Here is a 23994-nt window from a genome sequence, read left to right as displayed (position 1 = left end):
GTCGCATCGATGGGGATCCAGGAGATCGCGACCGTCACGGGACTGTCGAAGTCCACGGTGTCGCGAGCGCTGCGCGGCATGGAGAACGTGGCGGAGACCACGATCGACGAGGTCCGTCGGGTCGCCGACGAGCTCGGGTACGTCCCGAGCTCGGCGGCGGCCGGCCTCGCCACCGGCCGGCAGCGCGCCGTGGGCGTCGTCGTCCCGGTGATCGACCGGTGGTTCTACGTCAAGGCACTCGGCGGCGTCGACGCGGAACTCCGTCGGGCCGGGTACGACCTCGTGCTCTACAACCTGGGCGGGCCGGGCGGCGACCGCGACCGGGCGTTCCGACGCTCGATGCTGCGGCACCGTGTCGACGCTCTGGTCCTGCTGTCCCTGGTGCTCGACGCGACCGAGCGTGCCGAGCTCGAACTCACCCGTCACCCGATGATCGTCATCGGCGGACCCGCACCGGGCCTGCGGAACATCGGGGTCGACGACCGAGCCGTCACCCGGATCGCGGTCGACCACCTGTGCGGACTCGGGCACCGACGGGTTGCCTACGTCGGCGGGCAGGACGAGGCCGGCATGAACGTGGCGGTGCCGCACCTGCGGCGGGACGGGTTCGTCGACGCGATGCGGGCTGCCGGACACGCGGTGCCGGACCGGTGGCTGCTCGACGGACGGTTCTCGTTCGCCGGCGGGCTGGCGGCGGGGAACGCGCTGTTCGGCGGGGGCGCCGGTGCCGGTGCCGGTGCTGATGCCAGCGCCGGGCCCGATCGCCCGACTGCCGTCTTGTGCGCCTCGGACGAGATGGCGCTCGGGGTGCTCCTCGCCGCCGGGCAGGCCGGGCTGTCGGTGCCGGGGGACGTCTCCGTGATCGGGATCGACGGCCACGAGTACGGCGCCACCGTGGGCCTGACGACCGTGGCGCAGGACCCGGAGGCGCAGGGGCGGGCAGCGGCGCGGGCAGTGCTCGCCGAGGTCGACGGCGGCGCTGCCGGAGCGATCGTCGCGGCGCCGGCGCACCTGGTGGTGCGGGGGACGACGGGGCCGCCGCCGGGGTGAAGGTGTGTGGTGGTGCGTGGGCGGGACCGACTCGGAACGACGTTCCCGATGTCGTACGACAACGAGAACGTCGTTCCGAGTCGGCGCAGCCCGAGTCGCCCCATCGCGCCAGCCGCGGGTAGCGTCGCCCGCATGGAGGTCACGAAGCTCGAACACGCCTGCCAGATCCTGTCGGACGGCGACGCCCGCCTGGTGCTCGACCCGGGCAACTTCACCCGCCCCGTCGACGCGACCGGGGTCGTCGCGGTCGTCGTCACCCACGAGCACCCCGACCACGTCACGCCCGAGCAGCTGCACCGGATCCTCGCCGCCAACCCCGACGCCTTCGTGTTCGGCCCCGAGGGCGTCCGTGCGGCGCTCGCCGAATCCGGCATCGCGGTCGAGGTCGTCACCGACGGCGACCACCGCACCGTCGGCCCGTTCGAGCTCGACTTCCACGGCAGGCGGCACCAGCTCATCCACTCTTCGGTGCCTGTCGTCGACAACACCGGCGTGCTCGTGAACCGCAGGCTCTTCCACCCCGGCGACTCGTACACCGACCCGGGCGTCCCCGTCGAGGTCCTCGCCGCACCGGTCGGTGCCCCGTGGCTCAAGGTCGCCGAGATGATGGACTACGTCGCCGCGCTCGCCCCGGCCCGCGCCTACCCGATCCACGAGGCCACGCTCTCCGACATCGGCTACGGCATGCACACCGGTCGGCTCCGCGAGGCGCTCGCGCCGAGCGGCGTGCTCGAGATCCTGCGGCCGGGGGAGTCGCTCACGATCTGACCGCGCGGGACCGCGCCGTGGTCGCTTCGTGAGCAGAAATGGTCGGGCGCCTCCGGGCGACGCGACCATTCCTGCTCACGAAACGCGGCTCCGGACGTGCGCGCGGTCGGACGGGAGGCCCGTGGCGGGCCCGCCACGCGCCTCCCGTCCGATGGGCGGTCGCGTCCACGGCCGCGCGACCGATGCGTGTGCATGTTGCGACAGAGCGCGCGTCGTTCAACCGGTGTTCTGTCGGAATCTGCACGCGCAGCGAGCGCCGTATGCCGGGCGCGGCATGGCGGCACACCCGGGCGACACGCCTCGTTTTGGCGCGATGCGCGGCTTGTGCAATACTTGTCGAGTTGTCGGAACGGCCCCATCGTATAGCGGCCTAGTACGCTGCCCTCTCACGGCGGTAACGCGGGTTCGAATCCCGCTGGGGTCACCACAGGTGACATGCTCCGAGTCCGACAACAGCCGCGGCCCCATCGTATAGCGGCCTAGTACGCTGCCCTCTCACGGCGGTAACGCGGGTTCGAATCCCGCTGGGGTCACCAATACCACGAAACCCCCGACGAGCTCCGGCTCGCCGGGGGTTTCGTCGTCGTGTGCCAGGCTGACTCCGTGTCCAGTGCCGTCCAGCTCATCCGGTCCACAGCGCTCAGCGACGTCGCGGAGTACGCCGACGCGTCCACCGTGGCGGCCGGCACCCGGTTGGTGTTCCTGGCGGGAGCCTGTCCGCTCGACGAGCACGGCGCGACGGTCGCCGTCGGTGACGTGGCCGGGCAGGCCGCGCAGTGCATCGCGAACCTGCGGACGGCGCTCGCAGCCGCCGGCGCGGGTGTCCACGACCTCGTCCAGACGCGGGTGCTCGTCGCGACGACCGAGCAGCAGGACCTCGTCGCCGCCTGGGACGTCGTCCGCGCCGCGATGGGGGACCACGACGTGCCCAGCACACTGCTCGGCGTGACCGTCCTCGGCTACGACGACCAGCTCGTCGAGGTCGAGGCGATCGCCGCCGTCGCCGACTGAGCAGTACGCTGGACGGGTCGTCAGACCCGGCAGTGGGGCCTGCCGGACCCAACCGCGCACGAGGCGCCAACGGTCCCTATCCCGAGAACACCGCACGCGCGGAGACGATCCGGCGTGCTCGGCGATAGGAGTACCGATGACCGAAGCGCGACCGCCGCACCTCCGCTGGCGCTTCCTCGCCCTCGTCGCGCTCGGAGGCGCGATCGGGACCGCGATCCGCGCACTGCTCGCCGAGGCGTTCCCCAGCCACGACGGCATCAGCTGGGTGATCCTCGCGATCAACGTCGTCGGGGCCTTCTGTCTCGGACTCCTGCTCGAGGCGCTCGCGATGCGTGGGCCCGACGTCGGAGGCCGCCGCACGATCCGCTTGCTCGTGGGCACCGGCGTGCTCGGCGGCTTCACGACGTACAGCACGCTCGCCGAGGACACCGCGCAGCTGCTCGACGTCGGCCGGTGGGGTGCGGGCAGCGGGTACGCACTGCTGTCCTCGGCCCTCGGACTCGCCGCTGCCGCCCTCGGGATCTGGCTTGCCGGGCGGCTCCGACCACCGTCGACCGGCCCGGACGGAGGCGCGTCGTGAACCCGCTCGAACTGCTGCTCGTCGCCGTCGGCGGGGGAGTCGGAGCTGCGCTCCGGTTCCTGCTCGACGGACTCGTCAAGACGCGCACGTCCGGCTCGCGGACTGCCGGGGTCCCGCTCGGGACCGTGCTCATCAACGTGTCCGGATCGCTCGTGCTCGGCCTGCTCACCGGCCTCGGGCAGGCCGGCACGATCCCACTCCCGGCGGTCGCGGTGCTCGGGACGGGCATGATGGGTGGGTACACGACGTTCTCGACGGCGAGCGTCGAGACCGTCCAGCTCCTCCGATCCGGCAAGCCCCGGCTCGCCGTCCTGCACGGCCTCGGGATGCTCGTCGTCTCGGTCGGCGCAGCTGCGCTCGGCCTCTGGATCGGAAGGAACTCATGACCTCGGAACGCCCCGGCGAACTCGTCCTCGTCCGTCACGGAGAGACGGAGTGGTCGAAGAGCGGGCAGCACACCGGCCGCACCGACATTCCGCTGACGGACAACGGTGTCGAGCAGGCGAAGCGCGCCGGCCGGTACCTGGCCGACCGCTCGTTCGCGCTGGCCCTGTCGAGTCCGCTGCAGCGTGCCCGCGACACCGCGCACCTGATCGGCGTCGACCCCGAGCTCGACGAGGACCTGTACGAGTGGGACTACGGCGCGTACGAGGGGCTCACCACCCCGCAGATCAAGGTGCTGCGCCACGGGCCGTGGGACCTCTGGACCGACGGAGTACCCGCCGGTGACACCCCCGGTGAGAACGCCGCCGAGGTCCGGGTCCGCGTCGAGCGGATACTGAACCGCGCTCGTCCGGTGCTCGCCGAGGGCCAGGACGCCGTGTTCATCGCGCACGGCCACGTGCTGCGTGCCCTCGGCGCCGCGTGGATCCGGCTCGCGCCGCAGGACGGTGCCGTGCTGAAGCTCGGCACCGCATCGGTCAGCGTCCTCGGGTACGAGCACGGCCGCCCGGTCATCGACGCCTGGAACATCCAGCCCCGCGACTGAGGCGCCCGTTCCTTCCCCGAACGCGCGCGATGGTGGGTGGAATCGGGCACACCTGGTCAGAAGAAACGACCAGGTGTGCCCGGAGCGACCAGGTACTCAAACGGTACGGATCGCGCTCGTGGCGCCGAGGGCACGGCCGCGCCGCCGCTCGATCGCGCGCCCCACGAACAGCAGCCCGACGCTGACGAGCGCACCGAGGGTGGTCTGCGCGACCCGGTCGAGCGCGAGGAGCTCCGGGGCCTCGGGCAGGCTCAGCCACGACACGGCGAGGGCGAGCGGCGTCAGGAACAGCAGGCAGACGGCGTAGTTCCGGGCGACGAAGATCTCCGCGAAGAACTGCCCCACGACGGCGATGACGACGATCCACCACGCCGACGGCTCGAGCAGCAGGATCCCGACGGCGATCACGGTGCCGCCGATCGTGCCGATGAAGCGCTGGAACGCCCGGATCACGGTGTGCCGCTGGCGGAGGGCCGGAAGGGTCGACACCACCGCGATGACGGCCCAGTACGGGTGCCCGAGCCAGGGGATGGTCGACGCCACCGCGCCGGCGACGAGGGACCCCACGACGTTGAGCGCGACGGTCTCCCACAGCGCGGCCGTGCGGAGGATGCCGAAGCCGCGCTCCTTGAGCGGCGCCAGCGGCCGGAACCGGTGCGGGGCGCGCGGGTGCCACACGTGCCGGATGACGAACCCGGACATCGCGACGAGCCACGCCCAGACGACCGAGCAGACGATGATCGTCGCGACGAGCGGGACGTCCGCGGGCCTGAGCGGCACGAGGGCGGAGACCACGAACGCGAACACGGGGAAGATCGGCTGCGCGGGGATCGTCCGCAGGGTCGACAGGGTGCAGACCGCGATGACGAGCACCACGACGAGTCCGGCCGCCTGCAGCCAGAGCGGGGAGCCGAGCAGGGCGACACCGATGCCCGCGAACATGCACAGGGTCTGCAGCCCACCCGCGACGCCGGTGGTGACGGCGCGCTGCCGGTAGGGCTCGGTCGCCCCGAAGATCGCGGTGAAGCCGGCGAACATCGCGAACGCGGCGTAGCCCGGCATCCCGAGGGCGATGAGCAGCGCCAGTGGTGCACCACCCGCGATCGCTGCGCGTGCCGCGCCCTCGAGGTTGATCGTCCGGGTCGAGTGCGCAGGTGTCGTCATGTCCCGACCATCTTCCCACCGCGACGGGTGTCGTCGAGTCGCCACGGGCCTCCCGGTCGACCGCCGCACCACGCGGCGAACGCGACGACGCGTTGGTATACCAATGGTAGAGTCGCCTGATCGTGCCGCGGTCGCGGCGCAACGACGAGAACGAGGGAGTCGAGCTCATGGGTAGGACGCTCGCCGAGAAGGTGTGGGACGACCACGTCGTGGTCAAGGGTGAGGACGGCAACCCGGACCTCCTCTACATCGACCTCCACCTCGTGCACGAGGTCACGAGCCCGCAGGCGTTCGACGGCCTGCGCCAGGCCGGCCGCCCGGTGCGCCGGCTGGACCTGACGATCGCGACCGAGGACCACAACACCCCGACGCTCGCCATCGACCGCCCCATCGCGGACCCGACGAGTCGGATTCAGATCGAGACCCTGCGCCGCAACTGCGAGGAGTTCGGGGTCCGCCTGCACTCCCTCGGCGACAAGGAGCAGGGGATCGTGCACGTCGTCGGCCCGCAGCTCGGCCTGACGATGCCCGGCATCACCGTCGTCTGCGGCGACTCGCACACCAGCACCCACGGGGCGTTCGGCGCGATGGCGTTCGGCATCGGCACCTCCGAGGTCGAGCACGTGCTGGCGACGCAGACCCTGCCGCTGAAGCCCTTCAAGACGATGGCGATCACGGTCGAGGGCACGCTGCGTCCGGGCGTGACCGCGAAGGACATCATCCTGGCGGTCATCGCGAAGATCGGCACCGGCGGCGGGCAGGGCTACGTGCTCGAGTACCGCGGCTCCGCGATCCGTGCGCTCTCGATGGAGGGCCGGATGACGATCTGCAACATGTCGATCGAGGCCGGAGCCCGCGCCGGGATGGTCGCCCCCGACCAGATCACCTACGACTACGTCCAGGGCCGCGACCACGCCCCGACCGGTTCCGACTGGGACGACGCCGTCGCCTACTGGGACACCCTGGCGACCGACGACGACGCCGTGTTCGACGCCGAGGTCGTCATCGACGCCGACGAGCTCGAGCCCTTCGTCACCTGGGGCACCAACCCCGGCCAGGGCGTCTCGCTGTCCGAGAGCGTGCCTTCGCCTCTTGACTTCGAAGACTCGAACGACCAGGCCGCTGCGCAGCGGGCCCTCGACTACATGGACATCGCCGCCGGCACCCCGATGAAGGACATCGCCGTCGACGCGGTCTTCATGGGCTCGTGCACGAACTCCCGGATCGAGGACCTGCGGGCCTTCGCGTCGATCATCCAGGGCCGCAAGAAGGCCGACGGCGTCCGGGTCATGGTCGTGCCGGGGTCCGCCCGCGTCCGGCTCGAGGCCGAGGCCGAGGGGCTCGACGTCGTCATCAAGGAGTTCGGCGCCGAGTGGCGGTTCGCCGGCTGCTCGATGTGCCTCGGCATGAACCCCGACCAGCTCGCACCGGGGGAGCGCTGCGCGAGCACCTCGAACCGCAACTTCGAGGGGCGCCAGGGCAAGGGTGGGCGCACCCACCTGGTGTCGCCGCTGGTCGCCGCCGCCACCGCGATCCGCGGCACGCTGTCCAGCCCGTGGGACCTGGAGAACTCCGAAGCGAACACCGTCCTGGAAGGGGCAGTCTGATGGACAAGATCACCACCGTCACCGGCATCGCCGCCCCGCTCAAGCGGTCGAACGTCGACACCGACCAGATCATCCCCGCGGTCTACCTCAAGCGCGTCACGAAGACCGGCTTCGAGGACGCCCTGTTCTCCGGCTGGCGCCAGGACCCGTCGTTCGTGCTGAACCAGCCCGAGTACCAGGGCGCGAAGGTGCTCGTCGCCGGTCCCGACTTCGGTACCGGTTCGTCGCGCGAGCACGCGGTGTGGGCGCTCCGCGACTTCGGCTTCGCGGTCGTGATCTCGCCCCGGTTCGCGGACATCTTCAAGGGCAACGCGGGCAAGCAGGGCCTGGTCACCGCGATCGTGACCGAATCGGAAGTCGAGCGGCTCTGGGCCGAGATCGAGCGGAACCCGGGGGTGTCGGCGACCGTGGACCTGGTGGCGCAGCGCGTGTCGCTCGGGGATGTGGACGTCCCCTTCGAGATCGACGCTTACACTCGTTGGCGGTTGATGGAAGGGCTCGACGACATCGGGCTCACCCTCCGTGACGAGACCTCGATCACGGAGTTCGAATCCCGCCGCTCCAGTTGGCGGCCGAAGACATTGCCGGTGAAGTAGTGAACTCTCTCGTACAGGACGCAGCGGCCGCAGGGGCGCGCGTGGGCCTCAAGTCGGACGAGATCGTCATCCGCGGGGGCAAGCCGCTCGTGGGGCGCATCGAGGTCCGCGGGGCGAAGAACCTCGCGACCAAGGCCATGGTGGCGTCGCTGCTCGGTGACACCCCGTCGATCCTCAAGGATGTCCCGGACATCTCCGACGTCAAGGTCGTCCGTGGGCTGCTCGAGGTGCACGGCGTGCGCATCACCGATCCTGCACGAGGCGAGCTCATCCTCGACCCGGCCAACGTCGAGTCGGCGCACTTCGCCGAGATCGACGCCCACGCCGGCTCGAGCCGCATCCCGATCCTGTTCTGCGGCCCGCTGCTGCACAAGCTCGGTGAGGCGTTCATCCCCGACCTCGGTGGCTGCCGCATCGGCGACCGCCCGATCGACTTCCACCTCGACGCGCTCCGCGCCATGGGTGCCGTCGTCGACAAGCAGGTCAACGGCATCCACCTGACGGCTCCGAACGGGCTGAAGGGCGCGTCCATCGAGCTGCCGTACCCGAGCGTCGGCGCGACCGAGCAGGTCCTGCTGTCGTCCGTCCTGGCGACCGGCGTCACGGAGCTGCGGAACGCGGCGATCGAACCCGAGATCATGGACCTCATCGCGATCCTGCAGAAGATGGGCGCGATCGTGTCCGTCGAGCCGAACCGCGTGATCTTCATCGAGGGCGTCGAGTCGCTGCGCGGCTACACGCACCGTGCGATCAACGACCGCAACGAGGCAGCCAGCTGGGCCTCCGCCGCGCTCGCCACCGACGGCGACATCTTCGTCGAGGGGGCGAACCAGCAGGAGCTCATGACGTTCCTCAACGTCTTCCGCAAGGTCGGCGGCGGCTTCGACGTGCAAGAGGACGGCATCCGCTTCTACCGCGAGCGCGACACCCTCAAGCCCGTCGTCATCGAGACCGACGTGCACCCCGGCTTCATGACCGACTGGCAGCAGCCGCTCGTCGTGGCGCTGACCCAGGCCGAGGGGCAGAGCATCGTGCACGAGACCGTGTACGAGAACCGCTTCGGCTTCACCGACGCGCTGAACGAGATGGGCGCCGACATCGTCGTCCACAAGGAAGGGCTGCCCGGGCACGACCGCCGTGTCGCCCGTCGCCCGTTCGAGCAGGCCGCGGTCATCACCGGTCCGACGACGCTGCACGCGGCGAACGTCCGGGTCCCCGACCTCCGCGGTGGCTTCAGCCACCTCATCGCGGCGCTGACCGCCGACGGCGAGTCCCACATCACCAACGTCGGCATCATCAGCCGCGGCTACGAGCACTTCATCCCGAAGCTGCGGAAGCTGGGCGCCGACTTCGACTTCGCGGGTTAGTCGCGGTGTCGGTTCCGCAGCCGGGTGACGGTCCGTCGCGTCCGGGTGACGGCCCGTCGCGTCCGGGTGACGGCCCGTCGCGCCAGGGCGATGGCCGGGAGGCCCGTGGTGCGTCCGCCGTGCAGGTCGCGACCGGCCTGCCGGTGCGTGGACGGCGTTGGAAGCGCGGGGAGCTCAACCCCGCGTTCCGCATCGTGGCGTCGATCGTCATCCCGACGTTCCGGTTCTCGTCGAACTACCACTGGTACGGCCCGAACCGCCTGCCGGCGGACGGTGCCTTCGTGCTCGCGCCGAACCACTTCACGAACATCGACCCGCTGGTCGTCGGCACCGCCGTCTACATCAGTCGGCGGGCCCCGCGGTTCCTGGCCAAGGCCTCGCTGTTCAAGGTGCCCGTCTTCGGCAAGCTCATGTCCGGCATGGGCCAGATCCCGGTCGAGCGCTCCGGCCGCACCCGGTTGAGCGACCCGCTCGGCGGCGGGCGTTCGCTCATCGAGCAGGGCGGGGCGATCATCGTCTACCCCGAGGGCACGCTCACCCGCGACCCCGACCTGTGGCCGATGCGCGGCAAGACCGGTGCCGTCCGCATCGCGCTCGAGAACGACGTGCCGCTGATCCCGATGGCCCACTGGGGTACGCAGGGCATCATGGCGCGCTACTCGAACAAGCTCCGCCTGTTCCCGCGGTCGCGCGTGGACGTCATCGTCGGCGACCCCGTCGACCTGTCCGCCTACCGTGGCCGGCCGATCGACCAGCAGATGCTGACCGAGGCCACCGAGCTGCTCATGCAGCGCATCACGGAGCTGCTCGAGCAGCTCCGTGGCGAGCAGGCCCCGAAGACCCGCTGGGACCCGGCGGCGAACAACCAGAAGGAGACCGGCCGGTTTGAGTGACCTCCGCCCGCACGACGATCGTCCCGACCCCGTCGCAGCAGCGCCGGGTGCCTTCGACACCGCCGCGATCCGGGTGGTGATGCAGTCGACCGACAAGCCCCGCGTGGCGGTCATCGGTGCCGGCAGCTGGGGCACCACGTTCGCGAAGGTGCTCGCCGAGGGCGGTGCCTCCACGGTCGTGTGGGCCCGTCGCCCCGAGGTCGCCCGCGAGATCACCGAGACGAAGCGGAACTCCGACTACCTGCCCGGCATCAACCTGCCCCGCACCCTCACGGCGTCGACGTCGCTCGAGCAGGTGCTCGACGGCGCCACCCAGGTGTACGTGTCGGTGCCGTCGCAGACCCTGCGCTCGAACCTCGACGCGATCCGCGAGCTCCTGCCCGCCGGTGTACCGGTCGTCAGCCTGATGAAGGGCGTCGAGAAGAGCACCGGCCTGCGGATGAGCGAGGTCCTGCTCCAAGGGCTCGGCATCGACCAGGACCGCATCGCCGTCGCCAGCGGGCCGAACCTGGCGCTCGAGATCGCGCGCCGGCAGCCGACCGCCGCCGTCGTGTCGTCGTCCTCGCTGGAGACTGCCACCGCCGTCGCCGCCGTCGCGACGAACCCGTACTTCAGGTCGTTCATCAACACCGACGTCATCGGCACCGAGTTCGGCGGCGTGCTGAAGAACCTCATCGCCGTCGCGATCGGCATCGTCGACGGCGTCGGTTACGGCGAGAACACCAAAGCGTCGATCATCACGCGCGGGCTCGCCGAGATGACCGAGTTCGCGGTGTCCCTCGGCGCGCAGCCGTCGACCCTGTCGGGGCTCGCGGGCCTCGGCGACCTCATCGCGACCTGCCAGTCGCCGCTGTCCCGGAACAACACGGCCGGGCGCCTGCTCGGGCAGGGCTACCGGTTCGACGAGGTCGTGCGGCAGATGAACCAGACCGCCGAGGGCCTGGCGTCCGTCGCACCGATCCTCGAGCTCGCCGCCGCGAACGGCGTCGACATGCCCATCGTCAGCCAGGTCGGCGAGGTCCTCGCCGGTAGGCTCGATCCGCGCAACATCGCGCCGCACCTCACCGAGACCGACGAGCCCCAGGGCGAGTGACCGGTCCCGCACCGAGTCACGAAGGGACTCCCGTGCCCACGATCCCCGAGGGAACCGACGTTCCCACGACCACCGTCGCCGTCCTGTTCGGCGGGCGCTCGAGCGAGCACGAGATCAGCTGCGTGACCGCCGGCGGCATCATGGACGTCGTCGACCGCACCGAGTACGAGATCGTCCCGATCGGCATCACGAAGGACGGCGCGTTCACGCTGCAGTCCGACGACCCCTCGCAGTGGGCGATCCGCGACGGCTCCCTGCCGACCGTGCCCGACAACGGCACGCGTGTGGCGTTCCCGACCTCGCCGGCGACGAACGAACTCGTCGTCTCGCACCCGGACGGCTCGGTCACGACCGTCGCCGTCGACGTGGTGTTCCCGATCCTGCACGGTCCGTTCGGCGAGGACGGCACGATCCAGGGCCTGCTCGAGATCGCCGGTCTGCCGTACGTCGGTGACGGCGTGCTCGCGAGTGCCCTGGCGATGGACAAGCACGTCGCGAAGGCCGTCCTCGAGCACGCCGGTCTGCGGGTCGCTCCCTGGACGACCGTGCTCCGCCGCGAGTGGGCGGCCGACCCGGTCGACGTCGCCGAGACGATCGCGGCGCACGGCTGGCCGCTGTTCGTGAAGCCGGCACGCGCCGGGTCGAGCATGGGCGTCTCGCGCGTCGACGGCCCCGACGAGCTCGGCGCCGCGATGGACCTGGCGTTCGAACACGACTCCAAGGTGATCGTCGAACCCCGCGTCGTCGGCCGCGAGGTCGAGGTCGCCGTGCTCGAGGGCCGTGACGGTGCGCCGCGCACGAGCCTGCCCGGCGAGATCGTCGTGGCCGAGGACGGTTTCTACGACTTCGCGTCGAAGTACCTCGGTGGCGACGAGTCGCTGCTGTGCCCGGCGCCGCTCACCGAGGCGCAGACCGACGAGATCCGGTCGATCGGTGCACGCGCGTTCGAGGCCATCGGTGGCTCGGGGCTGGCCCGGGTCGACTGCTTCCTGACCGACGACGGCTTCGTCGTGAACGAGGTCAACACGATGCCCGGGTTCACCCCGCTGTCGATGTACCCGCGCTGCTGGGCGGCATCCGGTGTGTCCTACGGCGAGCTGGTCACCGAGCTCATCGAGCTGGGGCGCGCCGCCGTCCGCTGACGCTGGTCGGGGTCGGGGTGTGTCAGCCCTGCACGTCGGATGGGTCCAGGCACCGGGTTGGTCGGTGCTGCTCCGTCCTTCGGCTCAGCCCTGCACGTCGGATGGGTCCAAGCACTTGTGTCCGTCCTTCGGCAGCGTCGACACCGCCGTCGCGATGTCCTGCAGCACCGCGCTGCCGGTCTTCGACGTGTCGACGACGACCTGCACCGCCGGGGACCGTCCGAACGTCGTGTAGACGATCTGCTTGCCGCGGTCGTCGCGGATCCAGTCGACCGCGCCGAGCGTGAAGCACGGCAGGTCGGACACGGTCGGCACGGCCACGCCGCAGTGGTACAGCGCGGCCTCGGGCTCGCCCCACGCCGCGGTGGACTGCGCGTTCGTGTTCCGCAGGTCGTACGTCGAGTCGACGGTCGCGGGCAACCGCACCTGTGCTGCCGCGCACGCCGCTGCGTTCGCGGAGGGTGCCGCGCTCATGCCGACGGAGTTGGTGCACCCGGTCAGCCCTGCCGCGAGGGCGATCACGACCCCCGCGATCGCGAGGGTGCGAGGGGTGCGGCGCGCGGTGTCCATCGCGGTCCAGGCTACCGTTCTCGTGTGGACGCGACGTACGACGCCTGGGCCGGACCGACCGTGGGGGAGCTCGGCGAGCTGGTCGTCCTCGACCGGATCACGAGTCGGCTGCCGACGGGCTCGCCGCTCGTGGGGCCCGGGGACGACTGCGCCGTCGTCGCCGCTCCCGACGGCCGGTTCGTCGTGACGACGGACATGATGGTGCACGGCCCGGACTTCCGATGGGCGTGGTCCTCGCCCGCGGACGTCGGGTGGAAGGCCGCCGCGACGAACCTGTCGGACGTCGCGGCGATGGGTGCGGTGCCGAGTGGCCTCGTCATCGCCCTCGCCGCACCGCAGGACACCCCCGTGGCGGTGCTCGAGGGCATCGCTGACGGCTTCCGCCTCGCCGTCGACGCCCTCGCGCCCGGCTGTGGCGTGGTCGGCGGCGACCTCTCCACCTCGGCGACCTTCACGGTGGCGGTGACGGCGTTCGGCGACCTCGGTGGTCTGGCCCCGGTGCTCCGGTCAGGGGCTCGTGGGGGTGACGTCGTGGCGGTCTCCGGCGAACTCGGTCGCGCTGCCCGCGGGCTCGCACGGCTCTTCCGCGACGGCGTGGACGCGCAGGGCGAGCCGGACCGTGCAGCGACGGTGGCGAGCGGTGCGGACGCCGATCCCGACGTCGACCGCCAGCGCCGACCCGTGCCCCCGATCACGGACGGGCCGCGCGCCGCCGCGGCCGGGGCGACGGCGATGCTCGACCTGTCCGACGGCTTGGCGATCGACGCCGGGCGGCTGGCCCGTGCGAGCGGGGTGACGCTCGACCTCGATGCCGACGCCCCGCTCGACGTGGTCGCGCTGCACGGTGGCGAGGACCACGGCCTGCTCGCGACCTTCCCCGCCGAGGCCCCGCTGCCGGGTGGCTTCCGCCGCATCGGAGTCGTGCGCGACCGCGGCGACGCGGACCTGCTGCGCGCCGGAGCCCCGGTGCCGACGACCGGCTGGGACCCCTACGCCGACTGGGACGGTGCCGCCGGCTGACCCGCCCGGCCCGGTCGTCGACCCGGTACGACACCATCGACGTCGTACGACATCGATCATGTCGTTCTGAGTCGCCCGCGCGGCTCAGCCCGCGGCAGCCACGGCTTCCCACGCCACGGTCTCGCCGTAGCTGCGCTTGCTGAACGGCTCGAGCCCAGCGGGCCACGTCGGTTCGGCGGAGCGCTTGCTCCGCTCGACGACCACCACGGCACCGGCGGTCAACCGCGGCACGAGCGTCTCGAGCACCTCGGCGATCTCGTGCTCGGTCACGTCGTACGGCGGGTCGATGAAGACCAGGTCGAACGTGCGCACGGTCCCGCGCAGGTACCCGAGCACCGGCTGTGGCTGCACGTCGATCCGCACTCCGGGGATCCGCTGCTGCACGGCCTTCGCGTTCGCCCGGCACGCCTGCGCCGCGGCCGACGCGCGGTCGACCAGCACGACCTCGACCGCACCGCGCGACGCCGCTTCGAGCCCGAGGGCACCGGTGCCGGCGTAGAGGTCCGCGACGGAGGTGTCGTCGACGAGCCCACGGGCCTCGAGCGATGAGAACAGCGCCTCGCGCACCCGGTCGCTCGTCGGCCGGGTGCCGGACTTCGGCACACGGAGCGTCGTGTTGCCGGCGGCGCCGGCGATGATGCGGGTCATGCAGCCACCGTATCGGCCGACGACGCCGTCCACAGGCCGGACGGGAGGCACGTGGCACGTCGGTCGTGCCCGGTACCGTGGTGTCCGTGGTCACCACCGGAACCCCCGCTGCGCCGGCAGCGCCCGACCTCGGTCCGGCGCCCCTCGACGCGCGGCTCGCGAACGTGCTCGGTGGTCGGACCGCGTCCGCGATCGAGAAGGCGTTCGGCCACCGCACGGTGGGCGAGTTCCTCGAGCACGCACCCCGGCGCTACGCCGAGCGCGGTGCCCTGACGGCACTCGACTCCCTGGCGATCGGCGAACCGGTCACCATCGTGGCCGAGGTGGTCGACGTCCGCGAGCGCACGATGCGCGCCCGTCGCGGATCGATCCTCGAAGCGAAGATCGGCGACGGCAAGGGGCTGCTCACCCTGACGTTCTTCAACCAGGGCTGGCGCACCAAGGACCTGGTGCCCGGTGCCCGCGGCATCTTCTCCGGCAAGGTCAGCGACTACCGCGGTGCCCGCCAGCTCGCCCACCCGGACTACGAGCTCTTCGACCCCGACGACCCCCGCGCCACGGCCGAACCGGGTTCGGACGAAGCGATCCGGTGGTCGCGGCAGCCGATCCCGATCTACCCGGCGACGGCCTCGCTCACCTCGTGGCAGATCGCGAAGTCGATGGGCATCGTGCTCGACACCCTGCCGGACCTGCCCGACCCGGTACCGGCCTCGGCGCGCAGCCGGCTCGACCTCGTCCAGTTCCGTCGGGCACTCGAGCTCCTCCACCGCCCCGAGAAGGTCGCGGACTTCAGGCGTGCGCAGGACGCCCTGCGCTACCGCGAGGCGTTCGTGCTGCAGACCGCCCTGGTGCAGCGCCGGATCCGCGCCCGACGCACCGCGGCGACGCCGCGGGTGGCTGCTCCCGGTGGCATCCTCGAGCGCTTCGACGCCACCCTGCCGTTCACCCTGACCGACGACCAGCGTGCCGTCGGTGCCGAGATCGACACCGACATCGCCCGCACCTGGCCGATGCACCGGCTGGTGCAGGGCGAGGTCGGCTCGGGCAAGACCCTCGTGGCCATCCGCGCCATGCTCACGGTGGCCGAGTCCGGTGGGCAGTCCGCGCTCATCGCCCCGACCGAGGTGCTGGCCGCGCAGCACCTGCGGTCCATCGTGAAGTTCCTCGGACCGGACCTCGCGGCCGAGCTCCGTCCGGTGATCCTGACCGGGTCGCAGTCCACCGACGAACGCCGACGGGCCCTGCTCGCCGCGGCGTCGGGCAGCTCGCGGCTCGTGGTCGGCACCCACGCCCTGCTCGGCGACCGCGTCGACTTCGCCGAGCTCGGGCTCGTGGTCGTCGACGAACAGCACCGCTTCGGCGTCGAGCAGCGTGAAGCGCTCCGGACGAAGGGCGCCACCCCGCCGCACGTCCTGGTGCTCACCGCCACCCCGATCCCACGCACCGTCGCGATGACGGTGTTCGGTGACCTCGACGTCTCGACGATCACCGGGCTGCCCTCCGGTCGTGCGGGCGTCGAGACCTTCACCGTCCCGCTGGCGGAGCACCCCGGGTGGGAGTCCCGCATCTGGTCCCGGATGGCAGAGGAGCTCGACAAGGGGCGTCAGGCCTTCGTGGTCTGCCCCGCCATCGACGACGCCCACGCCGAGGACGACGGCGAACCCGCGCCCGCCGAGTCCGAGGACGACGCCCCCAAGCGCGCCCCGGCGACCGTGCTCGCCACCGCCGAGCGGATGCGCACGATGCCCGTGCTCGAAGGCCGACGGATCGCGGTGCTGCACGGCCGGATGACGGCAGAGGAGAAGGACCGCGTGATGACGTCCTTCGCCGCCGGCGACCTGGACGTCCTCGTCGCCACGACCGTGATCGAGGTCGGTGTCGACGTGCCGAACGCCGCGATGATGGCCGTGCTCGACGCCGATCGCTTCGGCGTCTCCCAGCTGCACCAGCTGCGCGGCCGCATCGGCCGTGGGCAGTGGGCGGGCGTCTGCCTGCTCGTCACCACCGCCGAGCTCGAGACCACCTCGCGGGAACGCGTCGACGCGGTGTCCGCCTCGGACGACGGCTTCGAGCTCGCCCGGGTCGACCTCGAGCTCCGGCGCGAGGGCGACGTGCTCGGCGAGCGGCAGTCGGGCGGCCGGTCGTCGTTGAACCTGCTGCGCGTGGTCGAGCACGCCGACCTCATCGTGGACGCCCGTGGCGAAGCCGAGCGGGTCCTCGAACCCGATCCCGAGCTCGACGGGTCCCCGGCCCTGCGTGAGGCACTGGCACGCCGCCTCGACGAGTCCGACGCGGCGTTCCTCGGCAAGAACTGACCCCGGGCCGGATGCACCGGCACGGACCGGTATCGTCGCTGCCATGGCGCAGATCGCGGTGGTCCCCGGTTCCTTCGACCCCGTCACGCTCGGGCACCTCGACGTCATCGGTCGAGCCGCCGGGCTGTTCGACGAGGTGCACGTGCTCGTGGTGCACAACCCGGACAAGAAGCCCGCGATGTTCGAGGCGGTCGACCGCGTCCGGCTCATCGAGGAGTCCCTGGCCGAGGTCGGCACGCCGGGAACGGTCCGGGTCGGGGAGTGGACCTCCGGGCTCCTCGTCGACTACTGCCGGCAGGTCGGGGCGAAGGTGCTCGTCAAGGGCGTGCGATCGGGCGAGGACGTCGCGTACGAGACCCCGATGGCGATCATGAACCGGCACCTCGCCGACGTCGAGACCGTGTTCCTGCTGCCCGACGCCTCGCGCTCCCACGTGTCGAGCTCGCTCATCCGCCAGGTGTCGACGCTCGGCGGCGACGTCACCCCCTACGTACCGAAGGCCGTGGCGGCAGCCCTCGCCGCACGCTGAGCCGTACGCCGAGCCGCGCGCCGAGCCGGAGGCCCGGCCGGCCGACGCGCGGACACACCCCCGCCTGCCTCGACTCTCGGCTGCGTTCACGCTAGGGTTGACGATCGTGTCTTCCCACGTGAACAGCCCCTACGCCCTGCGCGTGCGCGACCTGGCGCACCGTCCGGGCGAGATGCGCGAGCACTCGCTCGACATCGTGGTGCCGGACGCGCTGGGAGCCGGTGTGATCGCGGTGCGCGAAGGTGCTCCGCTGCGCATCGACCTGCGGCTCGAGGGCCTGCACGAGGGTGTCCTCGTGTCCGGTCACGCCTCAGCCGACGCGACGGGGGAGTGCTCGCGCTGCCTCATCGACATCAGCGAACCCGTCGAGGTCGATTTCGCTGAGCTGTTCGCGTATGATGCCTCGGAGGATTTCGACTTCTTCGTTCGCGATGACCACGTGGACTGCGAACAGGTCGTTCGAGATGCGGTGGTGCTGGCGCTGCCGTTCCAGCCGGTCTGCCGACCGGACTGCCCAGGCCTCGACCCGGTGACGGGCGAGCGACTGGCCGACCTCGATGAGCAGCCCGTTCACGAGACCCTGGACCCTCGCTGGGCAGCCCTGACCGGCATCCAGCTCGAAGCAGCCGAGCGTGCCGCCCACGGCGACACCACCGACACGAAGACCACCGAGGGCGAGGAGCGGGCCGAGGCCGAGTAGGCCCCGACACCGCCAGCCCCCGTACCGACCACCGACCAACCGAAAGAGATTCACCATGGCCGTTCCCAAGCGCAAGCAGTCCCGTGCGAACACGCACGCCCGTCGTTCGCAGTGGAAGGCCACGCCGATCCAGCTCGTCAAGACGATCGAGAACGGTCAGGTCACCTACAGCCTCCCGCACCGCGCGAAGGTCGTCGAGGACTCGGCCGGCACCCCCCTGTACATGGAGTACAAGGGCCGCAAGGTCGCCGACGTCTGATCGGACCGAACGCATGACGACGACGTCCGGCGCCACGGGGTCCCGCCCCGTGGGGCCGGACGTCGTTCGTCTGCAGGGCCAGCTCGGGGTCGACATCGACCTCGAGCTGCTCCAGCTCGCCCTGACACACCGCTCCTACGCCTACGAGCACGGGGGCATCAAGCACAACGAGCGCCTCGAGTTCCTCGGCGACTCGATCCTCGGCCAGGCCGTGACCGTGAAGCTCTACCGGTCCTTCCCCGACCTCGACGAGGGTGACCTCGCGAAGCGTCGCGCCAGCCTGGTGTCGACGGTCGCGCTGGCCGAGATCGCCCGGATGATCGGGCTCGGCCAGTACCTGCGCCTCGGCAAGGGCGAGGAACAGACCGGCGGCCGCGACAAGTCGTCGATCCTCGCCGACACCGTCGAAGCCGTCATCGGTGCCACCTACCTGTCCGCTGGCCCCGACCCGGCGACCGACCTGGTGCTCCGCCTGGTCGAGCCACTGATGATCGACCCCGACCGCTTCGGTGCCGCGATGGACCCGAAGACGAGCCTGCAGGAGCTCGCGGCGAGCCTGTCGCTCGGCAACCCGGCCTACCGCGTCACCGAGACCGGCCCGGACCACGACAAGACCTTCAGCGCGACCGTCGTCCTGCAGGGCGAGGACATCGCCGTCGGCACCGGCTCGAGCAAGAAGGCCGCCGAGATGTCCGCGGCGCTCGACGCCTGGACCCGGCTGTCCGGCCGAGCGGCCTGACCGCGTGCCCGAACTCCCCGAGGTCGAGGTCGTGCGCGCCGGCCTCGAACCCGCGGTCAGCGGCGCTCGGGTGCTGCACGTCGACGTCGTGGACGAGCGGGCGCTCACCCGGCACGACGGCCCGGCCGAGGACTTCGCCGACCGCCTGACCGGTCGCACCATCGCCGCAGCGGTCCGTCGGGGCAAGTTCCTCTGGCTGCCGTTGCAGCCCGAGCACGAGGGCGACCGGCCCGAAGCGCTCGTCGCCCACCTCGGCATGAGCGGCCAGATCCTGCTCGGCCGCGGTCGACCGGCGGCGAAGCACCGCCGCATCCTCATCGACGTGCAACCCGCCGGCACCGACCGCGACGGCACCGCCGAACCCGCGGTCGAGCTCGAGTTCGTCGACCAACGCACCTTCGGCTCGATGGCGATCGACGCGATGGTGCCGACGGTGGACGGCGCCCCGGCCGGGTTCGCCGGGCACGTCGACGCATCGGACGCCGACGCCGCGTGGCGCCGGAGCGTACCGCAGCAGGTGTCGCACATCGCCCGCGACCCGCTCGACCCCGCGTTCGACGACGACCGCTTCACCGCCATCGCCCGGAAGCGTTCGAGCGGCATCAAGCGGATCCTGCTCGACCAGGGCGTCGTGAGCGGCATCGGCAACATCTACGCCGACGAGTCCCTCTGGGCTGCGAAGCTGCACTACGACCGACCGGCCGAGCGGCTGACCCGTGCCGACCTCGCACGCCTGCTGCACGAGGTGCGCAGTATCCTCCGGCGTGCGCTCGAGGACGGCGGGACGAGCTTCGACGCCCAGTACGTCAACGTCAACGGGCAGTCCGGGTACTTCTCGCAGCGTCTGAACGTCTACGGCCAGCAGGGGAAACCCTGCCCCCGCTGCGGCACGACGATCGTGCGCGAGGCCTTCATGAACCGGTCGAGCCACATCTGCCCCGTGTGCCAACCGCGTCCCCGCGCCCGTACGCGTTAGCCTGGCGCCCAGCAGCACAGCCCAGCAGCGGCCCCGCCGCAGCACGCGTGAGCACACCCGGAGACCGCATGTACTTGAAGAGCCTGACCATCAAGGGGTTCAAGTCCTTCGCGCAGCCGACGACGTTCGCCTTCGAGCCGGGCGTCACGTGCATCGTCGGCCCGAACGGCTCCGGCAAGTCCAACGTCGTCGACGCCCTGGCCTGGGTGATGGGGGAGCAGGGGGCGAAGACCCTGCGCGGCGGCAAGATGGAGGACGTCATCTTCGCGGGCACTTCGACCCGCGGACCGCTCGGCCGTGCCCAGGTGCTGCTGACGATCGACAACACCGACGGGCTGCTGCCGATCGACTACTCCGAGGTGACGATCGCGCGCACCCTGTTCCGCAACGGCGGCAGCGAGTACGCCATCAACGGCGAGAACTGCCGACTGCTCGACGTGCAGGAACTCCTGAGCGACACCGGCCTCGGCCGCGAGATGCACGTCATCGTCGGGCAGGGGCAGCTCGACAAGGTCCTGCACGCCACCCCGGAGGACCGCCGCGGTTTCATCGAGGAAGCCGCCGGCATCCTGAAGCACCGTCGCCGCAAGGAGAAGACCCTCCGGAAGCTCGACGCGATGCAGACGAACCTGACCCGCCTGTCCGACCTCGCGGGCGAGATCCGGCGCCAGCTGAAGCCGCTCGGCCGCCAGGCCGAGGTCGCCCGCAAGGCCCAGTCCGTCGCCGCCGTCGCGCGGGACGCCAAGGCCCGCATCCTCGCCGACGACGTCGTCCGGCTGCGCCGCGAACTGCACGACCACCAAGAGGTCGAGGCGGGCCGCAAGTCCGAGCGCATCGTCCTGACCGAGCGACTCGACCAGACCCGGGTCCGCCAGCAGCACGTCGAGCAGAGCATGGTCGGCGACGACGTCGACCGCGCCCGGACCGTGGTGCACCGCCTGGAGAGCGTGCAGGAGCGCCTGCGCGGGCTGTCCAGCCTGGCGAACCAGCGGCTGATGTTCCTGGCGCAGCAGGCCGACGCCCCGCAGCAGGGCCCCTCGATCACCCCGGAGCGGGTGGCCGGTGTCCGTGCCGAGGCCGATCGGCTCGCCGCCCGCGCCGAGGAGATGCAGGGCGGCTCTGCGGAGACCGCCCGTGCGGTGCAGGCTGCACGTGACGCGCTCGACGCCCTCGACGAACGCATCGCCGCGCAGGCCGCCCGCGTCTCGCAGCACGACCTCGAGGCGCAGCGGCTGGCGAACGCCGTCGACGTGGCCCGGTCGAAGCGCGGGTCCACGGTGGCGGACCGTGAGCGTCGCGGGCGGGCCCTCGCCGAGGCGGGCGAACGCGCCGAGCGTGCGACCGCGGCCCTCGCCGAACTCGGCACCGATCCGTCCGAGGGCGTCGACGACGAGGCCCTCGCCGCCACGCTCCAGGCGGCTCGTGCGCAGCTGGAGACCGCGCAGGCCGCACGCGACGAGCGGCGCGACCGGCTGCACGCCCTCGAGCGCGAGCGGGACGCCCTCGACGCGCGGGTCGCGGCGCTCGGCATGTCGATCGACATCCGCGACGGTTCGCAGGCGCTCATCGACGCCGGACGCGCGGGCATCGTCGGGCGTCTGGCCGACGCGCTCACGGTGGTGCCCGGGTTCGAGGGCGCCGTCGCCGTCGCGCTCGACGGGCTCGCGGACGCCGTCCTCGCCGACGACCGGTCGGTCGCGCTCGACGCCGTCGTCCACGCCCGCTCCGCGGACATCGGACGCATCGACGTCGTCGTGGCGGACGCCGAGGTCCTCTCCACGGACCTGCCGGACACGCTGCCGCCCGGCGTCCGCCGCGCCCTCGACCTGGTGCAGGGCCCGCCGGCGATCGCCGCTATCCTGCGGAACACCCTGATCGCGGAGACTGCCGACGGCCAAGGCGCGACCGCCGGCACGCTCGACCTGGAGGCCGTGCTCGCCGCCGCCCCGCACGCGACGGTCGTCACCCGGTCCGGTGACCTCGTGCGCGCCGTCCGCGTCACCGGCGGCGGGGAACGCGTGACCTCGCGGATCGAGCTCGTCGCGGAGCGCGACGACGCCGTGACGCGACGCGACGCCATCAGGGCGGACGCCGAGGACGCAGCCACGGGCCTCCAGGCAGCACGCACCGCCGTCGAGGACGCACGCCGCCGTGCGGACGAAGCCGACGCTGCATCCCGCGCGCACGCGAAGGCGACGGCCGAGTACGACCGGGCCAGCGCCTCGACGCGGGCGAAGGCCGAGAACGCGGCGGCCGAGGTGGAGCGCCTGCGTGCAGCCCTCGCCGAGACCGACGGCGCCGTCGAGCTCGTCGACACCGCCCAGGCAGAGGCCGAGGCGGCACACCGCGCGTTCACCGAGCAGGAGCGGCCCGTCGTCGACGCCTCCGAGCGTCCGGGCCTGCAGGACGCACTCGAGGCCGCACGCGCCGCCGAGGTCGAGCAGCGCATCCAGGTGCAGACCGTGCGCGAGCGCGTCCGCGCCGAACGGCACCGCGCCGACCAGCTCGAACGCCAGCTCGAGGCCGAGCGCGCGGCGGCTGAGGAAGCAGCGCGTCGTGCGGTGATCCGACGCGGCCAGATCGAGACCGCCGAAGCCGTCCTCGCCGATCTGCCGGGCGTGCTGGGCGCCGTCGACCGGTCGCTGGCCGAGGCACGCGTGCAGCTCGCGACCGAGGAGTCCGAACGGTCGAAGCGCAACACCGAACTGCAGGCGATCCGGAACGAGGAGCGCGAGCTCCGCGACCGGCTGCAGACCATCACCGACGGCGTCCACTCGCTCGAGATGGAGATCTACGAGAAGAAACTGCACGTGTCGGGCGTGCTCGACCGGGCGCTGAGCGACCTCGGGTTGACCGAAGCCGTGCTCGTCACCGAGTACGGGCCGACCGTGCCGGTGCCGGTCGACGTGCTGGTGGACCCGCGGGTGCTGGCGCGGAAGCACCGCGACGCCGAGCGCGCGGCGGCTGCCGCGGCGGGCCTCGACGAGACGGCGGACGGCGACACGGTGCCGGCGGACGGCGACACGGTGCCGGTCGACAGCGACACGGCGCCGGTCGACGATGCCGACACCGACATCGACCCCGACGGCGGCACGGCGGACCTCGACACCAGCCCCGGCGACGACACCGTGGCGCTCGTCGAGCTCGCGTCGACCCTGCCCGGCGGCCCCGCTCTGCCCGAGTTCGACGTCACCGACGAGGTCGACCCCGACGACGTCGAGACCGTGCCGTACGTCCGCGCGGAGCAGGAACGCCGCCTGCAGGCCGCCGAACGCGACCTCGGCCGGCTCGGCAAGGTGAACCCGCTCGCGCTCGAGGAGTTCCAGGCACTCGAGCAGCGGCACGCGTTCCTCGCCGAGCAGCTCGAGGACCTGCAGAAGACCCGCACCGACCTGATGACGATCATCGACGAGCTCGACACGAAGATGCAGACGATCTTCGAGTCGGCGTTCAACGACACGAAGGATGCCTTCGACGTCATCTTCCCGATCCTGTTCCCGGGCGGCTCCGGCTCGATCAACCTCACCGACCCGACCGACCTGCTCGGCACCGGGATCGACGTGCAGGTGAAGCCCGCCGGCAAGAAGATCGACCGCCTGACGCTGCTGTCCGGCGGCGAGCGGTCCCTGGCCGCAGTGGCGCTGCTCGTCGCGATCTTCACTGCACGACCGTCGCCGTTCTACATCATGGACGAGGTCGAGGCCGCCCTCGACGACGCCAACCTCGGTCGCCTGCTGACGGTGTTCGAGCGGCTCCGCGAGTCCTCGCAGCTCATCGTCATCACGCACCAGAAGCGCACGATGGAGATCGCCGACGCCCTGTACGGGGTGTCGATGCGGCAGGACGGCGTGTCCGCCGTCGTCGGGCAGCGGGTGCAGAAGCGCGAGCCGGCCGACGCGGTCGCGTAGCCGCACTGGTCGCCTCCCGGTGCCGCGAAAGCGACAGATGTCCGCCAACAGTTCGCGGCACGCTGTCGCTT

General features: G+C 71.6%; 23 protein-coding genes and 2 tRNA genes. 22 read left to right on the top strand and 3 right to left on the bottom strand.

Annotated elements, in window-relative coordinates; translation table 11 throughout:
* Nucleotides 1-9 precede the first annotated feature (9 nt).
* From EDF40_RS13305 to EDF40_RS13270, 8 genes are all read left to right on the top strand, one after another.
* A complete protein-coding gene (locus EDF40_RS13305; protein WP_123339853.1) occupies nucleotides 10-1050 on the top strand; it encodes a LacI family DNA-binding transcriptional regulator in 1041 nt (346 codons plus the stop codon).
* Nucleotides 1051-1182: 132 nt separating this feature from the next.
* Nucleotides 1183-1818, top strand: a complete 636-nt coding sequence (locus EDF40_RS13300) for an MBL fold metallo-hydrolase (protein WP_123339927.1) — start codon at nucleotides 1183-1185, stop codon at nucleotides 1816-1818.
* Between the two features lie 351 nt (nucleotides 1819-2169).
* Nucleotides 2170-2245: transfer RNA gene (locus EDF40_RS13295), tRNA-Glu, on the top strand.
* A 33-nt stretch (nucleotides 2246-2278) separates the two neighbouring features.
* Nucleotides 2279-2354, top strand: a tRNA-Glu gene (locus EDF40_RS13290).
* 67 nt (nucleotides 2355-2421) lie between these two features.
* Nucleotides 2422-2829 carry a RidA family protein gene (locus EDF40_RS13285; RefSeq protein ID WP_123339926.1) on the top strand — a complete coding sequence of 136 codons (408 nt, stop codon included), beginning with the start codon at nucleotides 2422-2424 and terminating at the stop codon, nucleotides 2827-2829.
* Between the two features lie 136 nt (nucleotides 2830-2965).
* On the top strand, nucleotides 2966-3409 hold the full coding sequence (locus EDF40_RS13280) for a CrcB family protein (RefSeq protein WP_123339852.1): 444 nt from the start codon (nucleotides 2966-2968) through the stop codon (nucleotides 3407-3409).
* Nucleotides 3406-3795, top strand: coding sequence for a fluoride efflux transporter CrcB (crcB, locus tag EDF40_RS13275; protein ID WP_123339851.1), 390 nt, complete (start codon nucleotides 3406-3408; stop codon nucleotides 3793-3795). Before EDF40_RS13280 ends, crcB begins: the two co-directional genes overlap by 4 nt.
* Nucleotides 3792-4397 carry a histidine phosphatase family protein gene (locus EDF40_RS13270; RefSeq protein ID WP_123339850.1) on the top strand — a complete coding sequence of 202 codons (606 nt, stop codon included), beginning with the start codon at nucleotides 3792-3794 and terminating at the stop codon, nucleotides 4395-4397. The genes crcB and EDF40_RS13270 overlap by 4 nt, the downstream gene beginning before the upstream one ends.
* 96 nt (nucleotides 4398-4493) lie before the next feature.
* Here the strand turns inward: EDF40_RS13270 and EDF40_RS13265 are convergent, their stop codons facing one another.
* Nucleotides 4494-5561 carry an FUSC family protein gene (locus EDF40_RS13265; protein ID WP_123339849.1) on the bottom strand — a complete coding sequence of 356 codons (1068 nt, stop codon included), beginning with the start codon at nucleotides 5559-5561 and terminating at the stop codon, nucleotides 4494-4496.
* A gap of 167 nt (nucleotides 5562-5728) precedes the next feature.
* On the opposite strand from EDF40_RS13265, the gene leuC reads away from it, so the two are divergent.
* The 6 genes from leuC to EDF40_RS13235 all read left to right on the top strand — a co-directional run bounded on the left by leuC (nucleotide 5729) and on the right by EDF40_RS13235 (nucleotide 12259).
* On the top strand, nucleotides 5729-7168 hold the full coding sequence (leuC, locus tag EDF40_RS13260; protein ID WP_123339925.1) for a 3-isopropylmalate dehydratase large subunit: 1440 nt from the start codon (nucleotides 5729-5731) through the stop codon (nucleotides 7166-7168).
* The gene (gene leuD, locus EDF40_RS13255) at nucleotides 7168-7764 is read left to right on the top strand and encodes a 3-isopropylmalate dehydratase small subunit (protein WP_123339848.1); all 597 of its coding nucleotides are present in this window, start codon (nucleotides 7168-7170) and stop codon (nucleotides 7762-7764) included. Before leuC ends, leuD begins: the two co-directional genes overlap by 1 nt.
* Nucleotides 7764-9131, top strand: a complete 1368-nt coding sequence (gene murA / locus EDF40_RS13250) for a UDP-N-acetylglucosamine 1-carboxyvinyltransferase (protein ID WP_123294811.1) — start codon at nucleotides 7764-7766, stop codon at nucleotides 9129-9131. The genes leuD and murA overlap by 1 nt, the downstream gene beginning before the upstream one ends.
* A gap of 5 nt (nucleotides 9132-9136) precedes the next feature.
* Nucleotides 9137-10024, top strand: a complete 888-nt coding sequence (locus tag EDF40_RS13245) for a 1-acyl-sn-glycerol-3-phosphate acyltransferase (protein WP_260236197.1) — start codon at nucleotides 9137-9139, stop codon at nucleotides 10022-10024.
* 79 nt (nucleotides 10025-10103) lie between these two features.
* The gene (locus EDF40_RS13240) at nucleotides 10104-11117 is read left to right on the top strand and encodes an NAD(P)H-dependent glycerol-3-phosphate dehydrogenase (RefSeq protein WP_123339924.1); all 1014 of its coding nucleotides are present in this window, start codon (nucleotides 10104-10106) and stop codon (nucleotides 11115-11117) included.
* A gap of 32 nt (nucleotides 11118-11149) precedes the next feature.
* Entirely contained in the window at nucleotides 11150-12259 is a 1110-nt protein-coding gene (locus tag EDF40_RS13235) for a D-alanine--D-alanine ligase family protein (protein ID WP_311316758.1), read from the top strand.
* A gap of 84 nt (nucleotides 12260-12343) precedes the next feature.
* Here the strand turns inward: EDF40_RS13235 and EDF40_RS13230 are convergent, their stop codons facing one another.
* Nucleotides 12344-12829, bottom strand: coding sequence for a DUF3515 family protein (locus EDF40_RS13230; protein ID WP_123339847.1), 486 nt, complete (start codon nucleotides 12827-12829; stop codon nucleotides 12344-12346).
* A 24-nt stretch (nucleotides 12830-12853) separates the two neighbouring features.
* Here EDF40_RS13230 and thiL point away from each other — a divergent pair, with 24 nt between their 5' ends.
* The gene (gene thiL, locus EDF40_RS13225; protein ID WP_123339846.1) at nucleotides 12854-13849 is read left to right on the top strand and encodes a thiamine-phosphate kinase; all 996 of its coding nucleotides are present in this window, start codon (nucleotides 12854-12856) and stop codon (nucleotides 13847-13849) included.
* An 84-nt stretch (nucleotides 13850-13933) separates the two neighbouring features.
* Here thiL and EDF40_RS13220 read toward each other — a convergent pair whose 3' ends face one another.
* A complete protein-coding gene (locus tag EDF40_RS13220; RefSeq protein ID WP_123294845.1) occupies nucleotides 13934-14497 on the bottom strand; it encodes an RsmD family RNA methyltransferase in 564 nt (187 codons plus the stop codon).
* A gap of 86 nt (nucleotides 14498-14583) precedes the next feature.
* Here EDF40_RS13220 and EDF40_RS13215 point away from each other — a divergent pair, with 86 nt between their 5' ends.
* The 7 genes from EDF40_RS13215 to EDF40_RS13185 all read left to right on the top strand — a co-directional run bounded on the left by EDF40_RS13215 (nucleotide 14584) and on the right by EDF40_RS13185 (nucleotide 23923).
* Nucleotides 14584-16812 carry an ATP-dependent DNA helicase RecG gene (locus tag EDF40_RS13215; protein ID WP_123339922.1) on the top strand — a complete coding sequence of 743 codons (2229 nt, stop codon included), beginning with the start codon at nucleotides 14584-14586 and terminating at the stop codon, nucleotides 16810-16812.
* Nucleotides 16813-16855: 43 nt separating this feature from the next.
* On the top strand, nucleotides 16856-17341 hold the full coding sequence (gene coaD, locus EDF40_RS13210; RefSeq protein WP_111086053.1) for a pantetheine-phosphate adenylyltransferase: 486 nt from the start codon (nucleotides 16856-16858) through the stop codon (nucleotides 17339-17341).
* Nucleotides 17342-17459: 118 nt separating this feature from the next.
* The gene (locus EDF40_RS13205; protein ID WP_111086054.1) at nucleotides 17460-18041 is read left to right on the top strand and encodes a DUF177 domain-containing protein; all 582 of its coding nucleotides are present in this window, start codon (nucleotides 17460-17462) and stop codon (nucleotides 18039-18041) included.
* 55 nt (nucleotides 18042-18096) lie between these two features.
* Complete coding sequence (gene rpmF / locus EDF40_RS13200) at nucleotides 18097-18300, top strand: 50S ribosomal protein L32 (protein WP_017888273.1); 204 nt, start codon at nucleotides 18097-18099, stop codon at nucleotides 18298-18300.
* A 13-nt stretch (nucleotides 18301-18313) separates the two neighbouring features.
* A complete protein-coding gene (rnc, locus tag EDF40_RS13195) occupies nucleotides 18314-19039 on the top strand; it encodes a ribonuclease III (protein ID WP_228506018.1) in 726 nt (241 codons plus the stop codon).
* 4 nt (nucleotides 19040-19043) lie between these two features.
* Nucleotides 19044-20015 (top strand): bifunctional DNA-formamidopyrimidine glycosylase/DNA-(apurinic or apyrimidinic site) lyase, encoded by a 972-nt coding sequence (gene mutM, locus EDF40_RS13190; RefSeq protein ID WP_123339845.1) that lies wholly within the window; start codon nucleotides 19044-19046, stop codon nucleotides 20013-20015.
* Nucleotides 20016-20083: 68 nt separating this feature from the next.
* The gene (locus EDF40_RS13185) at nucleotides 20084-23923 is read left to right on the top strand and encodes an AAA family ATPase (RefSeq protein WP_123339844.1); all 3840 of its coding nucleotides are present in this window, start codon (nucleotides 20084-20086) and stop codon (nucleotides 23921-23923) included.
* Nucleotides 23924-23994: the final 71 nt, after the last annotated feature.

It is taken from the genome of Curtobacterium sp. PhB170 (assembly GCF_003752345.1).
GTDB lineage: Bacteria > Actinomycetota > Actinomycetes > Actinomycetales > Microbacteriaceae > Curtobacterium.
Note: the sequence above shows the minus strand (reverse complement) of the source record. Positions and strands in the feature narration are given on the sequence as shown.